This is a genomic window from Actinopolymorpha rutila (genome assembly GCF_013407855.1).
In the GTDB taxonomy this organism is placed as follows: Bacteria; Actinomycetota; Actinomycetes; order Propionibacteriales; family Actinopolymorphaceae; genus Actinopolymorpha; species Actinopolymorpha rutila.
The window spans coordinates 6,219,105-6,232,715 of sequence record NZ_JACBZH010000001.1; the positions used below are offsets into that span (position 1 = coordinate 6,219,105).

The following is a 13,611-nucleotide window of genomic DNA, read 5'->3' on the forward strand; positions in this document are numbered from 1 at the left end:
CCGCTCAGGCGTCGGTGGCCTCGGCCGCGAGGGAGTCCAGGTAGTCGAGCTGGGCTCGCACGCTCTGCTCAGCTGCCGGCCACAGCGCCCGGTCGACCTCGGCGTACACGCGTTCGACCACCTCTCGCGGTGTCCGCGCACCCGATCGGACGGCCGCGCGCACCTGCTCCAGGCGTTCGGCCCGGTGGGTGAGGTAGTGGTCGAGGACACCGAGCGGGTCGTCGACCACCGGGCCGTGTCCGGGCAACAGCCGGCGTACGGGCACCTGCGCGACCAGTTCGCGGAGCCGGCGCAGCGAGGCGAGGTAGGGCCCGAGCGCTCCGTCGGGGTGCGCCACCACCGTGGTCCCCCGGCCCAGCACCGTGTCGCCGGTGAGCAGGACGGCCGCGCCCGCCGGGTCACCTGCCGAAGCCGGCACCGCCGGGTCCGCCGGGTCCGCTGGGTCCGCGGGGTCCGACAGCAGGAACGACACCGAGTCGGAGGTGTGGCCCGGTGTGGCGACCACCCGCAGGGCGAGGTCGTCGACCGTCAGCACGTCGCCGTCGGCCAGCCCACCGTCGCGGGCGTAGGCCGGGTCCACCGCGCGCAGCGGGCACCCGGCGAGCTCGGCGAACCGGCGCGCGCCATCGGAATGGTCGAGGTGGCCGTGGGTGAGCACCGCGGCCGTCACCTGGCCGCCGCGCGATCCGCCCGCCGCCAGGACCTGCCGCAGGTGACCTTCGTCGGCGGGGCCGGGGTCGACCACCAGCGCGTCGCCGCAAGCGCCGAACAGCACCCAGGTGTTGGTGCCGTCCAACGTCATCGGGCCGGGGTTGTCCGCGAGCACACACACCGCCCGCGCGCCCACCGGGCCACCCGTCCACCGCTCCGGCGCGGTCACCGCAGCTCCCCCTCGTCGTATGCCGGGCCGGCGGGTACGGCGTCACCGCCGGCGTCCCCGTCCCAGTCGGGGTCCCAGGGAAGCACCCACCGCCCACCGTCGGACGTGCGGCGGACCCGCGGCTGCACCGGCCGGATCGTCCGCTCGCCGGCGGCGGCCAGCGCCGTCGCGACGTCGGGCAGGTCGGCGAGGGAGGCGAGGGTGAGGTAGGTCGGGGGCAGCATCCGCATCTCGCCGCGACGCACCGAGGCCAGTGCGTCGGCGGGCCGCATCCACGCCACCCGGTCGGCCTCGCCGGACACGTCCCGGGGCTGCTGGCCGGCCGGCAGGGCCGCGACGAAGAACCTGGTGTCGAACCGGCGTTCCTCGACCCGCGGGGTGATCCAGTGGTCCCACGCCGCGAGCAGGTCCGATCGCAAGACCAGGCCGCGGTGGGCGAGCAGCTCGGCGAAGGGCAGCACCCGGCCGAGCAGGGCCATCCGGTCGCGTTCCCAGTCGTCCCCGGTCGGGTCGGCGACCACGCTGCCGGTGTCCGGGCCGGCGAGCAGCACGCCCGCCTCCTCGAAGGTCTCGCGTACGGCGGCGCAGACGGAAGCCCGGGCCAGCCCCTCGTCGGAGAACCCCAGCCGCGCGGCCCACTCCGCGGGCGCCGGGCCGGCCCAACCGAGCGCGGCGTCGGCGTCGCGGGCATCGGCCGAGCCGCCCGGGAAGGCGTACATCCCCGCGGCGAACGCCATCGAGGTGTGCCGGCGCAGGAGGTAGACCTCCAGGCCGCCGGACCCGTCGCGCAGGAGCACGACGGTGGAGGCGTGCCTCGGCCGGACCGGGGTGAACTCCCCCGCCTCCAGCCGGGCGGCGCGTTCGACCAGGGCGGGCGGCACGACCCGGACCGACGTGTCGTACGCCGGTCCGTCGAGCGCCCCCGTCTCACCCGCGTCCGCGTCCACCGGGGGTGCTCACCCCGTCTCCACCACGAGCTCGACCTCGACCGGCGCGTCCAGCGGCAGCACCGCGACGCCGACGGCGCTGCGGGCGTGCTGGCCCGCGTCGCCGAAGACCGCGCCGAGCAGCTCCGAGGCGCCGTTGGCGACCTTCGGCTGCCCGGTGAAGTCGGGCGCGCTGGCCACGAACACCACGACCTTGACCACCCTGGTCACCGACGACAGGTCACCCAGCTCCGCGCGCACCGCGGCGAGCGCGTTGAGGGTGGCCTGCCGGGCCAGCGCGTAGGCGTCCTCCGGACTGACCTCGGCGCCCACCTTGCCGGTCGCCAGCAGGGACCCGCCGGAGATCGGCAGCTGGCCGGAGGTGTGGACGTGGCTGCCGGTGCGTACCGCCGGGACGTACACCGCGACCGGCGCGGCCACCGGCGGCAGCTCCAGCCCGAGCTCGGCGAGCCTGGCCTCGGGTCCGCTCACGCCTTGGCCCGCTTGAGGTAGGCGACCAGGTTGTCGGGGTTGGGGCCCGGCACGACCTGGACCAGCTCCCAGCCGTCCTCGCCCCAGTTGTCGAGGATCTGCTTGGTCGCGTGCACCAGCAGGGGGACGGTGGCGTACTCCCATTTCGTCATGGCCGCGAGCTTATGGCACCGCGCCGACGGACTCCGGCCGCCCGGAATGTCCGTCGGCAGCAGCCGGTCCGGCGGTCCGTTACCGACGCCGCCGCCGCAGCGGCTAGTGTCGACGAGCGTGACACGCGGTGACAGTGACTGGGAGGGTGTCCGCCTCCATATCGTGACGGGCAAGGGCGGCACCGGTAAGACAACGGTCGCCGGATCGCTCGCGCTCGCCCTCGCGGCCAGCGGGCAGACGGTCCTGCTGTGCGAGGTCGAGGGCCGCCAGGGCATCGCCCGGCTGTTCGACGCACCCAACCGCACCTACGACGAGCACCGGATCGCCGCCGTGCCCGACGAGAACGCCACGGCCGGCGAGGTCTACGGCCTGGCGATCGACCCGGAGGCGGCGCTCGCGGAGTACCTCGAGATGTACTACCGGATGGGCCGCGCCGTCCGCGCCCTGGACAAGGTGGGCGCGATCGACTTCGCCACCACCATCGCCCCCGGCGTCCGCGACGTCCTGCTGACCGGCAAGGTCTACGAGGCCGTCCGCCGCAGGGAGAAGAAGCGCACCCACGCCCGGGTCTACGACGCGGTCGTGCTGGACGCCCCGCCCACCGGCCGGATCGCCCGCTTCCTCGGGGTCAACGCCGGTGTCGCCGACATCGCCCGGGTCGGCCCGATCCGCCGGCAGGCCGACAGCATCATGACGATGATGCGTTCGCCCCAGACGGTGGTCCACCTGGTGACACTGCTGGAGGAGATGCCCGTCCAGGAGACCGCGGACGGGATCGCCGAGCTGCGGGAGGCGAAGATCCCCGTCGGCGCGGTCGTGATCAACCTGGCCGAGCAGAGCCCCCTCGACGCGAAGGCCCTCACCGCGGCGTCGGGCGGCTCGCTCCCCCGGGCCGACTTCACCGCCGCGCTGCGCGAGACGGGCCTGTCCGCCGACGACGAGACCGTCACCGGGCTGCTCACCGACGCCCGCGAGCACGCGGTCCGGGTCGAGCTGGAGAACGAGCTGCGGTCGCAGGTCTCCGCGCTGGACCGGCCGACGTACGAACTACCCCGGCTCACCGACGGAGTTGATCTCGGCGCGCTGTTCGAGCTCAGCCACGCACTCACCGCGCAGGGGATGGCATGACCAGGCGGAAGAAGACCGTGGACGGGCTGCACGGCCTGGAGATCGACACGCTCCTGGACGACCGTACGGTGGAGATCGTCGTCTGCTGCGGCTCCGGCGGGGTCGGCAAGACCACCACGGCGGCGGCCCTCGGCGTACGCGCCGCCGAGCGCGGCCGGCAGGTCGTCGTACTCACCATCGACCCCGCGCGGCGGCTGGCCCAGGCGATGGGCCTGCCCGAGCTCGACGACACCCCGCGCCGGGTGGAGGGGATCGACACCAAGCGCGGCGGTCACCTCGACGCGATGATGCTGGACATGAAGCGCACTTTCGACCAGGTGGTGCTGGCCACCACCTCGCCGGAGAAGGCGAAGGTGATCCTGGAGAACCCGTTCTACGTCGCGCTGTCGTCGTCGTTCGCGGGCACCCAGGAGTACATGGCGATGGAGAAGCTCGGCCAGCTGCACGCCGACGCCCTGGCCGACGGGCGGTACGACCTGATCATCGTCGACACCCCGCCGTCGCGGTCCGCGCTGGACTTCCTGGACGCGCCGAAGCGGCTGTCGTCGTTCCTGGACAGCCGGCTGCTGCGGCTGCTGAGCGCACCCGCACGCGGCCCGATCAAGGTGTTCTCGGCCGGGATGGGCCTGGTGACCGGAATGCTCACCAAGCTCCTCGGCGCCCAGGTGCTCACCGACATCCAGACGTTCGTCGCGGCGCTCGACACGACGTTCGGCGGGTTCCGTGCCCGCTCCGAGCGCACCTACGCGCTGCTGCAGGAGGAGCGGACGGCGTTCCTCGTGGTGGCCGCGCCCGAACCCGACGCGATGCGCGAGGCGGCCTACTTCGTCGACCGCCTGCGGGACGAGCGCATGCCGCTGACCGGGATGGTGCTCAACCGGATGACCGCGCCGGCGGCGACCCACGTCTCCGCCGAACGCAGCCTGTCCGCGGCCGAGGCGCTCACCGAGTCCGGCAAGCACCCGGTCGCCGCCGCGGTGCTGCGCCTGCACGGTGAACGCATGCGCCGCGCCGCGCGCGAGCACCACCTGGCCGAGAGGTTCGCCTCGGCGCACCCGGGTGTCTCCGTGACCGGCGTACCCGCGCTGTCGTCCGACGTGCACGACCTGGACAGCCTGCGCGAGATCGGTGCCCGGCTCAGCGGCGAATGACCGGCGTACGCCCAGATGACTGGCGTACGCCGATGATGGTGGTTCGAAAATGCCGGGCCCCCGTCATGGTCCGGGACGAGGGCACCGACGTGAAGTGCTACTCAGTGCTGCTCGTCTGCCTACCCGAGAGCACGAACCCGAGCGGGTCCGTGGGTGGTGTAGGCCCGCTCGTACTCCGTGCGAGCGGTTTCGAGCAACTGCCGCCACGAGGTGACGGTGGGGCGTCGACGGAGCACGGCACGACGCTCGCGCTCGGTCATTCCTCCCCAGACCCCCCATTCGATCCGACCGTCCAGTGCTTCGGCGAGGCACTCGGTACGCACCGGGCACCCCATGCAGACGGTCTTGACATCGTGCTGAGCGGCCCCCTGGACGAACAGCCGGTCGGGTTCGTCACTTCCGCGGCAGGCGGCCAGCCGGACCCAGTCGCCATTCCATGTCATTCTTTTGTCCCTCCCCTGACGTCGGTCACGCAAGGTGACCGATGCGCGGACGTTCCCCCAACGTCCTGGCAGAACGGTAAGGCCAGGAGTGCCCAAAGCGACAGCCCCCGAAGGCCAGAATTGAGATTGTGTCGACCGTCGGGCTGGGTAAGTAGGGGTCGGGAGGTCGGCGACATGACGAAGCGATCACTCATGACGACCGCGTAGGCTATGCCGTCATGAGCCCAATCCGAGCCATGTCACGAACACACGGTGAGCGGGGATTCGTCTCGCAGATCCTGCTGTTCGTCGGGATCAGTGCGCTCACCGGCGCGCTCGTCGCCGGGCTGGCCGTCCCCTTCGCCGGTTTACTGGGGCTTTCCTCCCAGTCCGCGACCGACGCGTTCGAGAACATGGACGGCGACCTCACCAGCCCGCCGCTACCCGAGCGCAGCCGCGTGCTGGCCGCCGACGGCTCGGTGATAGCGACGTTCTACGACCAGAACCGTGTCGAGGTGCCGCTGAAGCGGGTGGCCCCGGCGATGCGGCAGGCGATCGTCGCGATCGAGGACGCCCGCTTCCGCCAGCACGGTCCGCTGGACATTCAGGGCACGATGCGGGCGTTCGTCCGTAACCAGCAGTCCGGCGGGGTCTCCCAGGGTGGGTCGAGCATCACCCAGCAGTACGTCAAGCAGGTGCTGTTCGAGAACGCCCAGACCCCGGAGGAGAAGGCCCAGGTCATCGAGGACTCCTACGGCCGCAAGCTCCAGGAGCTGCGCTACGCCGTCGAGCTCGAGAAGAAGATGACCAAGGACGAGATCCTGGGCAAGTACCTCAACATCGTCTACTTCGGTGACGGCGCCTACGGCGTCGAGTCCGCCGCCCGGCACTACTTCAGCACCACCGCGGCCAAGCTCACCGTGCCCCAGGCGGCCATGCTCGCCGGGCTCGTACGCGACCCGAACAACGTCAACCCGGTCGCCGACGCCAAGGCCGCGCTCAACCGCCGCAACCTCGTGCTCTCGCGGATGTCCACCCTCGGGATGATCTCGCCGAAGGCATACCAGGACGCGCGCGGGACCCCCATCGGGCTGAAGACGAACAAGACGCCCCGCGGCTGCTACTACTCGAAGTACCCGTTCTTCTGCGACTACGTCGAACAACTCCTGCTGCACGACCCCAACCTCGGCAAGACCCGCGACCAGCGCCGGCAGCTGATCGACCAGGGCGGGCTGACGATCCAGACCACGCTGGACCCGAAGGCCCAGGCCGCCGCCGAGAAGGCCGTGCACGACAACGTCCGCCCCACCGACGGCGCGATCGGCGCGGTGTCGATGGTGGAGCCGGGCACCGGCTACATCAAGGCGATGGCCCAGTCCCGGGGCTACGGCCAGGGCAAGGGCAACACGTTCATCAACCTCAACGTCCCGCAGAAGTACAACGGCACGCTCGGCTACCAGCCGGGTTCGACGTTCAAGCCGTTCGTGCTGGCCGCCGCGATCAAGCAGGGCATCCCGATCACGCAGTCGTTCCCGTCGCCGGAGAGCACGGTGATCGGTGACCCGGTGAAGACCTGTGTGGACGGCAAGCCCGGTTACAACCGGGACGCCTGGCATGTCAGCAACTCCACCAGTGCCGGGTCGACCAGCACGATGATCTCCGGCGCCGCCCACTCGGTGAACACGTTCTTCGCCGAGCTGGAGAAGGCGACCGGCATCTGCGAGCCGGCCACCATCGCCGCCAAGATGGGCGCGGTCCGCGCCGACGGCAACCCGCTGCAGCAGGTCAAGCCGTTCACCCTCGGTGTCAACGAGATCGCGCCGGTGTCCATGGCCGAGGCGTACGCCACGTTCGCCGCCCGCGGTCTGCACTGCAACGCGATCCCGATCACCGAGGTGACCGATCGCACCGGCAACCAGGTCAAGGTGCAGGGACCCGACTGCAAGCAGGTCATTCCGCGTGACGTCGCCGACGGCGTCAACTACATCCTCCGCCAGGTCATCGACGGCCCCGACCCGGGCCGCACCGGCGCCGACATGCACCTCGACGGGCGCCAGGCGGCCGGTAAGACGGGTACCAGCGAGGACCGCATCGGCGTGTGGTTCATGGGCTACACCACCAACCTCGCCGCCGCGTCGGTGATCACCGACGCTGACGCGCCGCAGACCACCCTGATCGGCAAGGAGATCGGCGGCCGCCGGGTCTTCGGCGACCAGGTCTGGGGTGGCAAGCTCGCCGGCCCGATGTGGACCGCGGCGATGAAGGGCGCGCTGGAGGGCAAGAAGAGCCCGAACTTCGTCGAGCCCAACCCCGACGTCGTACAGGGCGTGCCGACCGACGTCCCGTCGGTGGTCTCGATGAGCCGCGACCAGGCCCAGAAGACGATCGAGGCCGCCGGGTTCAGCATGGCCATCGGCTCCTACGTCGACTCCGGGCTGCCCCGCGGCACGGTGGCCCGGCAGAGCCCAGGACCCAACAGCAAGGCCGGTTCGGGCTCGACCATCGTCGTCTACCTCTCCGACGGCACCCCGCCCGCGCCGCCGCCGCAGCCCCAACCGCCGCAGCCCAACCCGCAGCCGCAGCCGCCGAAGGGCCCGGACCTGCCGCCCGGCCCGTTCCCGCCCGGCCCGGGCAAGCCCCACAAGCCCCACGGTGGTGGTCAGCAGGGGCTGTTCGGCGGCATCTTCGGAGCGGGCTGACCCCGGTCGGCCCACGCGCAGCAGGCCGTACGCAGAGAACGAGGGCCGCCCGAGCACCGGAGAGATCCGGTGGTCGGGCGGCCCTCGTTCTTCGTCCCGCTTCGGGCGGGTCGGCCGGGCGCTGCGGTCAGCCGAGCCGTGAGCGTACGGCGGCGGCGACGCGGCCGCCCTCGGCCCGGCCCTTCACCTGCGGCTGGACGACCTTCATCACCTTGCCCATGTCCTTCATGCCGCTCGCGCCCACCTCGTCGACGGCGCTGCCGACGATCGCCGACAGCTCCTCGTCGGACAGCTGGGCGGGGAGGTACTCCGCGATGATCTCGCCCTCGGCGCGCTCCTTGCCGGCGAGTTCCCCGCGACCGGCCTGGTCGTAGGCGTCGGCGGCCTCCCGGCGCTTCTTCGCCTCCCGGTCCAGCACCTCGAGCACCTCGGCGTCGCTCAGCTCCCGCGCGGAGGTGCCGGCCACCTCGGCGTTCGTCACCTCGGTCAGGGTCATCCGCAGCGTGGAGGCGCGCAACGCATCCCGCGCCTTCATCGCCGCGGTCAGGTCAGTGCGCAGACGGTCCTTGAGGTCGCTCATGCGCCGATCCTACGGTCGGGGCGCGCCGGTGCGGCGGCTCCGAGCCGGGGCCGCGCCGGTTCGCCGAGCGCAGCTTGGTGTGGGACGCTGGCCGGGTGCATCCGCTGCTCAAGTACTCCCTGGGAACAGCCGCCGGTGCCGTCGCCGCCGGTGCCGCCTGCGTGACCTACGCCGCGGCGTACGAAGCGCACGCCTTCCGCCTGCGCCGCTTCGACGTCCCGGTGCTGGCGCCAGGCAGCCGACCGCTGCGCATCCTGCACCTGTCCGACCTTCACCTCATGCCGGACCAGCAGGACAAGGTGGAGTGGGTGCGCGGCCTCGCCGCTCTGGAGCCCGACCTGGTGGTCAACACCGGTGACAACATCTCCGACCCGGAGTCGATCCCGGTGGCACTGCACGCCTACGAGCGGTTGCTGGAGCTGCCCGGCGTCTTCGTCTTCGGGTCGAACGACTACTACGCACCGTCACCGGTGAACCCTTTCCGTTACCTCCGGCGCAGGGAGCGCTCGCGGCCGATCGTCGCCCCCAAGCTGCCGATCGAGGGACTGCGGAAAGGCTTCACCGAGGCGGGCTGGCTCGACCTCAACAACGCCAAGGGCGAGCTGAAGGCGGACGGCCGCCGGTGGGCGTTCGCGGGCGTGGACGATCCGCACATCCGCGTCGACCGGTACGACGAGGTCGCGGGGCCGGCCGACGAGTCCGCCGAGCTCACCATCGGGGTCACCCACGCGCCGTACCGCCGGGTGCTGGACGCGATGACCGCCGACGGCTACCGCCTCCTGCTGGCCGGGCACACTCACGGCGGCCAGCTGTGCGTACCGCTGTACGGCGCGCTGGTCACCAACTGCGACCTGGACTCCAAGCGGGCCAAGGGCCTGTCCCGCTGGGGCCCGTCGTGGCTGCACGTGTCCGCGGGCCTGGGCACCTCGCCGTACGCCCGGATCCGGTTCGCCTGCTATCCCGAGGCCAGCCTGCTGACCCTGCGACCCGCCAGGTGAGGGTGCCTGAGTGAGGTTGCTCAGGGTTCCGGCCAGGCTGACCACACCACGGCTGATCCTGCGCACGTGGCGCGCGGAGGACCGGCCGGCGTTCTCGGCTCTCAACGCGGACCCGATGGTGATGGAGCACATCATGGGTACGCCGATGAGCCAGGCCGAGAGCGACCAACTGGCCGAGCGCATCGAGGAACATTGGCAGAAGCGGGGCTACGGGCTGTACGCGGTGGAGCTGCGGTCGACGGGCGAGCTGGCCGGGTTCATCGGCCTGCACCAGCACCTCGCCGTCCCCCAGGAGGTCGAGATCGGCTGGCGGCTGGCCCAATCCACCTGGGGCCGCGGCCTGGCCACCGAGGGCGCGCTGGCCGTTCGTGATCTCGCGTACGGCCAGCTCCGGCTCAGGTCGCTGATCGCGATCACGGTCGCGGCGAACGTCCGGTCGGTGCGGGTGATGGAGAAGCTCGGGATGACGTACTGGCGCCAGGTGCGGTTCCAGGAGTGGCTGCTGACGGTCTACCGGGGCATCCCGGACGCCGTGACCGATACCCAGTCGCAGGCTCGCGAAGGGGCCCGATAGACTCGCCTGGCGTTCTCGGGGTGTGGCGCAGCTTGGTAGCGCGCTTCGTTCGGGACGAAGAGGTCGTGGGTTCAAATCCCGCCACCCCGACGCAGGTCGCAGGGGGTGTCACCACCAGGTGGCACCCCCTGCGACATCTCCTGAGTGACCAACTGAGTGACTACGGATCGCCCACGCCGGCTTGGACCGTACGACTCGATCACTACGCAGTCATCGGTCAGCGTGGCTTCCGCGATCCGGGGAATCCAAGTCCGCCTACAGCGGCTCTGCGGACGCAGAACGTCCGGGATGAGTTCTAGGGTGCCGCCATGACTGAGACCGAGCAGACAGCCGAGCAGAGCATCGACCCGCCCTGGGAGCCACCCCTCGCCGGTACCGAGACCGAGCACCTTCTCGGTGCCCTCAACCGGCTGCGTACGACGTTCCGCTGGAAGGCGGGTCACCTCGACGCGACCGGGCTGCAGACACGCATCGGAGCCTCCTCGCTGACCCTCGGCGGCCTGCTCAAACACCTCGCGCTGGTCGAGGACTACACCTTCACCGGCAAGCTGCGCGGTGGGTCGCCGGGCGAGCCGTGGGAGACGGTCTACCGGGACGACGTACCCGACTGGGTGTTCGTCTCCGCCGCCGACGACTCCCCCGCGGATCTCTACGCCCTGTGGGACGGCGCAGTCGAACGCTCCAACGCGCGGCTGGACGCCGCCCTGGCCGACGGCGGGCTCGACCAGCTCGTGCACGTCTCCGCACCCGACGGGCGTCATGCCAGCCTGCGCCGGCTGGTGTGCGACCTGATCGAGGAGTACGGCCGGCACACCGGGCAGGCCGATCTGCTCCGCGAGGCCGTGGACGGCGTGGTCGGCGAGGACCCGCCGCCGGGCTGGCACGCCTGAACCAGCGCGTACGCAGGGCGGACGGGTCCCGACCGGTCGATGAGGATCAGGCGCCCGGATGCACGCCTTCCCCGGGCTTTGCCGCCCTGATCAGGTAGCGGTGGTTGTGCACCACGAGCGGCCCCTCGGCGCGGAGGCGGCGGTCGAGCTCCCGAAGCTTCGCGTCGTACCGGCCTACGTCGAAGTCGGGGATCACCCAGGACACCACGGTGAGGTGGTAGACCACCGCCGCGATGTCGTGGAAGGCGTAGGGCGCGAACTCCTCCTGCGCGGTGAGGATCGAGAACCCCTGTTTCTCCAACGCAGCAAGGGTTCCGGCGAAGACGTCGGAGTCCGCATCCCGGGCGGGCGGGGCCCCGAGCGCGGCGTTGAGTTCGAGGTCGTTGCGCGTTCCACACTGCTGGGTAAGGAAGATCCCACCCGGAGACAGAGCGCGCCACACCTCGTCGCCGTCGACAGCCCCGTGCCGGTTGAGGACCAGGGCGAACTCACCGTCGGCGACCGGCAGCTGGACCCCCTCCTGTGCCAGGCGCACGTCGACGTCCAGGGGCCCGAGGCGCTTACGGGGTGCACGTTCGGCTCCCAGGCCTCGGTCGCGACGGTGTGCGACGGGAGCGGGGCCAGCGACGCCAGCATCTCCCCGCCGCCGGTGTCGAGGTCGAGCAGGGCGGCCGAGCGCGAGACCGCGTCGCGGGCAAGGTCCGGGTACGACCAGGAAAGCTCGCCGCCGCTGCTCCGGTCCCGCACGTAGGAGAAGTCCCAACCGTTCATCGACTCGGCGGCGGCCAGGGCGTCGGCGACGAGGTCTTCGTAGGTGCCGGTCGGGTGAGCTGGAGTGGCGGGTTCGGCCGCAGAGGCGGCACGACTGGAATCCATGGCTGAAGGTCCTGTTCGAGACGAAGGTACGAGGACAACGCAGAAACGCGCCGACGGGCAGGTCACCGTCGGCGCGGCGCCGGGATTCCTGGGTCCTGGGCAGTAGTTAGCGTGTGGACATGACGCTGCCGGACGCCGAACTCGTGGCGGCTCTGCCGAAGGCCGACCTGCACGTCCACCAGGAAGCCGGCCCACGGCTTGACCGCGTGCTCGCCCGGCGGGAGGGACCCCCGAGCTACGACTGGGCGGCCTGGCGCCGTCGGCTGCTGGCGGAACTCCCGCCCGGTCCGCTCCGGCTGGGTTCGCTGGGCAGCGAGTGCCCCGTACCGGCGGAACTCGACGACGACGAGATGTTCGTCGCGCGCACCGTCGACATCCTGACCGAGCACGCCCGCGCAGGAGGGTGCTACGTCGAGGTGCGCTGCGGCGGAGACTCGGTGCTGCGGGACGGGTTCATGGAACTGTTCCGCACCGCAGAACGCCAGGTCCGGGCCGAACACCCTCACCTGCGCGCCGAGGCACTCGCGGTCTTCGCCGACCTCACCGCGTCACCGGACTACCTTGCCCGCAAGGCCGACGCCTGTATCCGAGCGAGGGCAGAGGGCCTGGCCGGCGTGGACTTCATCTCGCGCCGTACGGCACCGACACCGACTGGACGATCGCCTGTCGGCTGGCGGACAGGCTCGCCGAAGCGGGCCTCGGCATCACCGTGCACGCAGGAGAGGTGAGCACCGCCGACCTCGCCGCCGCCGTACGGACACCGGGGCTGACCCGGATCGGGCACGGTGTGCACGCGGCGTACGACCCGTCGCTGATCCAGTTGCTGCTCGATCGCGGTGTGACGTTGGAGGTGGCGTTGTCCTGCAACGAGCTGTTCGGTGTCCTTCCCACCGCGGAGAAGCATCCGCTGCCGACCCTGCTGGCCGCCGGGGTACCGGTCACGTTGGCCACCGACGACCCGGTCCAGGTCGGCACGACCATCGACGCGGAGTACGCAGCCGCCACGCAACTCGGGCTTGACACCGGTCAGCTTCTGCGGATCACCCGGAACGCGGTCCAGGCCGCCTTCACCACTGAGGAACGGCGCACGGAACTCCTCCGCCACGTCGACCGGGCCGCGCGGACGTCAGTCGGCTGAACGGTTCCTCCACTCCGGTGCCAGGATGCTCATCACCACGTCGGAGACCCACTCGCCGTCGAGACAGAGGACGTCGCGCCGCGCTCCCTCCTGCACGAAGCCGACCTTCTCGTAGGCACGACGAGCACGCGGGTTGAAGTCGTACACGTTCAAGGAGATCCGGTGCAGGCCGAGCTGCTCGAAACCGTGGGCCACCATCAGCCGCATCGCCTCCGTACCCAGACCGCGGCCCTGACCGGCGGACACCAGCGCGATGCGGATGTTGCAGCTGCGGTTCGGCTCGTCCCACTCGTTCAGGACCACCTCGCCCACACATGCGTCGTCGCGCCGATCGACGACGGCCAGGTCCAACCGGTCCGGCTGCGCGTTCCGGCTGCTGTACCAGGCCAGCATCCGCGCCTCGGCCGTCTCGTCCCACGGCGTTACCTCGCCGGTTGCGTGCACGCTGCCGGTCAGCCGGCCGATCTCCGCGTCGCGAAGCATGGAACGCAGGACGGGGGTGTCCTCCGCGAGGAAGGGCCGCAGCGTCACCAGCTTCCCGATCAGAGTGGGCTTGGCGGAGAAGATGCTCGCGGGCGCTTCGTCGGTCACCGAGCAATTGTCGCTACAGCCGCCCCGGGGGAGAAACGTTTCGTGCGATGAGTGGACCGACGCCACCTTCACCGGCTCGAAGCGCCGGTTCGCCGATGCCCGAGTAGCGATCA

General features: G+C 71.2%; 16 protein-coding genes and 1 tRNA gene. 9 read left to right on the forward strand and 8 right to left on the reverse strand.

Annotation, left to right across the window (positions count from 1 at the left end; genetic code table 11):
• Window positions 1-4 precede the first annotated feature (4 nt).
• The 4 genes from F4554_RS27920 to F4554_RS32720 are packed head-to-tail and all read right to left on the reverse strand — an operon-like array spanning window position 5 to window position 2,450.
• The gene (locus tag F4554_RS27920; RefSeq protein ID WP_337796225.1) at window positions 5-880 is read right to left on the reverse strand and encodes an MBL fold metallo-hydrolase; all 876 of its coding nucleotides are present in this window, start codon (window positions 878-880) and stop codon (window positions 5-7) included.
• Window positions 877-1,827, reverse strand: coding sequence for an NUDIX hydrolase (locus F4554_RS27925; RefSeq protein ID WP_337796226.1), 951 nt, complete (start codon window positions 1,825-1,827; stop codon window positions 877-879). The genes F4554_RS27920 and F4554_RS27925 overlap by 4 nt, the downstream gene beginning before the upstream one ends.
• Window positions 1,828-1,836: 9 nt before the next feature.
• A complete protein-coding gene (locus tag F4554_RS27930; protein WP_179790502.1) occupies window positions 1,837-2,298 on the reverse strand; it encodes an Atu1372/SO_1960 family protein in 462 nt (153 codons plus the stop codon).
• On the reverse strand, window positions 2,295-2,450 hold the full coding sequence (locus tag F4554_RS32720) for a Sp36 family protein (RefSeq protein WP_092652338.1): 156 nt from the start codon (window positions 2,448-2,450) through the stop codon (window positions 2,295-2,297). Before F4554_RS32720 ends, F4554_RS27930 begins: the two co-directional genes overlap by 4 nt.
• A gap of 118 nt (window positions 2,451-2,568) precedes the next feature.
• Here F4554_RS32720 and bagA point away from each other — a divergent pair, with 118 nt between their 5' ends.
• Complete coding sequence (gene bagA / locus F4554_RS27940; protein WP_337796227.1) at window positions 2,569-3,579, forward strand: ATPase BagA; 1,011 nt, start codon at window positions 2,569-2,571, stop codon at window positions 3,577-3,579.
• Window positions 3,576-4,730, forward strand: coding sequence for an ArsA family ATPase (bagB, locus tag F4554_RS27945; protein ID WP_179790504.1), 1,155 nt, complete (start codon window positions 3,576-3,578; stop codon window positions 4,728-4,730). Before bagA ends, bagB begins: the two co-directional genes overlap by 4 nt.
• A gap of 119 nt (window positions 4,731-4,849) precedes the next feature.
• Here bagB and F4554_RS27950 read toward each other — a convergent pair whose 3' ends face one another.
• Entirely contained in the window at window positions 4,850-5,173 is a 324-nt protein-coding gene (locus F4554_RS27950; RefSeq protein WP_092882080.1) for a WhiB family transcriptional regulator, read from the reverse strand.
• A 236-nt stretch (window positions 5,174-5,409) separates the two neighbouring features.
• On the opposite strand from F4554_RS27950, the gene F4554_RS27955 reads away from it, so the two are divergent.
• The gene (locus tag F4554_RS27955) at window positions 5,410-7,851 is read left to right on the forward strand and encodes a penicillin-binding protein (RefSeq protein WP_179790507.1); all 2,442 of its coding nucleotides are present in this window, start codon (window positions 5,410-5,412) and stop codon (window positions 7,849-7,851) included.
• A gap of 127 nt (window positions 7,852-7,978) precedes the next feature.
• On the opposite strand, the gene F4554_RS27960 is transcribed toward F4554_RS27955, so the two are convergent.
• Entirely contained in the window at window positions 7,979-8,431 is a 453-nt protein-coding gene (locus tag F4554_RS27960) for a GatB/YqeY domain-containing protein (RefSeq protein ID WP_179790508.1), read from the reverse strand.
• A gap of 95 nt (window positions 8,432-8,526) precedes the next feature.
• Here F4554_RS27960 and F4554_RS27965 point away from each other — a divergent pair, with 95 nt between their 5' ends.
• The 4 genes from F4554_RS27965 (at window position 8,527) to F4554_RS27980 (ending at window position 10,893) form a co-directional block, all read left to right on the forward strand.
• Complete coding sequence (locus F4554_RS27965) at window positions 8,527-9,429, forward strand: metallophosphoesterase (protein ID WP_179790510.1); 903 nt, start codon at window positions 8,527-8,529, stop codon at window positions 9,427-9,429.
• 10 nt (window positions 9,430-9,439) lie between these two features.
• The gene (locus tag F4554_RS27970) at window positions 9,440-10,003 is read left to right on the forward strand and encodes a GNAT family N-acetyltransferase (protein WP_179790512.1); all 564 of its coding nucleotides are present in this window, start codon (window positions 9,440-9,442) and stop codon (window positions 10,001-10,003) included.
• A 16-nt stretch (window positions 10,004-10,019) separates the two neighbouring features.
• Window positions 10,020-10,093: transfer RNA gene (locus tag F4554_RS27975), tRNA-Pro, on the forward strand.
• Between the two features lie 218 nt (window positions 10,094-10,311).
• Window positions 10,312-10,893 carry a mycothiol transferase gene (locus F4554_RS27980; RefSeq protein ID WP_179790514.1) on the forward strand — a complete coding sequence of 194 codons (582 nt, stop codon included), beginning with the start codon at window positions 10,312-10,314 and terminating at the stop codon, window positions 10,891-10,893.
• A 46-nt stretch (window positions 10,894-10,939) separates the two neighbouring features.
• On the opposite strand, the gene F4554_RS27985 is transcribed toward F4554_RS27980, so the two are convergent.
• Entirely contained in the window at window positions 10,940-11,428 is a 489-nt protein-coding gene (locus tag F4554_RS27985; protein WP_179790516.1) for a hypothetical protein, read from the reverse strand.
• Between the two features lie 460 nt (window positions 11,429-11,888).
• On the opposite strand from F4554_RS27985, the gene F4554_RS32725 reads away from it, so the two are divergent.
• Entirely contained in the window at window positions 11,889-12,497 is a 609-nt protein-coding gene (locus F4554_RS32725) for a hypothetical protein (protein ID WP_238342554.1), read from the forward strand.
• Window positions 12,494-12,907 carry a hypothetical protein gene (locus F4554_RS32730; protein WP_337796228.1) on the forward strand — a complete coding sequence of 138 codons (414 nt, stop codon included), beginning with the start codon at window positions 12,494-12,496 and terminating at the stop codon, window positions 12,905-12,907. The genes F4554_RS32725 and F4554_RS32730 overlap by 4 nt, the downstream gene beginning before the upstream one ends.
• On the opposite strand, the gene F4554_RS27995 is transcribed toward F4554_RS32730, so the two are convergent.
• Window positions 12,896-13,498, reverse strand: coding sequence for a GNAT family N-acetyltransferase (locus tag F4554_RS27995; RefSeq protein WP_179790520.1), 603 nt, complete (start codon window positions 13,496-13,498; stop codon window positions 12,896-12,898). The genes F4554_RS32730 and F4554_RS27995 overlap by 12 nt on opposite strands.
• Window positions 13,499-13,611: the final 113 nt, after the last annotated feature.

Coding starts and splice junctions, on each gene's coding strand:
- F4554_RS32720 (WP_092652338.1), bottom strand. CDS start 2,450: ATGACGAAATGGGAGTACGCCACCGTCCCCCTGCTGGTGCACGCGACC.
- bagB (WP_179790504.1), top strand. CDS start 3,576: ATGACCAGGCGGAAGAAGACCGTGGACGGGCTGCACGGCCTGGAGATC.
- F4554_RS27950 (WP_092882080.1), bottom strand. CDS start 5,173: ATGACATGGAATGGCGACTGGGTCCGGCTGGCCGCCTGCCGCGGAAGT.
- F4554_RS27955 (WP_179790507.1), top strand. CDS start 5,410: ATGTCACGAACACACGGTGAGCGGGGATTCGTCTCGCAGATCCTGCTG.
- F4554_RS27960 (WP_179790508.1), bottom strand. CDS start 8,431: ATGAGCGACCTCAAGGACCGTCTGCGCACTGACCTGACCGCGGCGATG.
- F4554_RS27980 (WP_179790514.1), top strand. CDS start 10,312: ATGACTGAGACCGAGCAGACAGCCGAGCAGAGCATCGACCCGCCCTGG.
- F4554_RS32725 (WP_238342554.1), top strand. CDS start 11,889: ATGACGCTGCCGGACGCCGAACTCGTGGCGGCTCTGCCGAAGGCCGAC.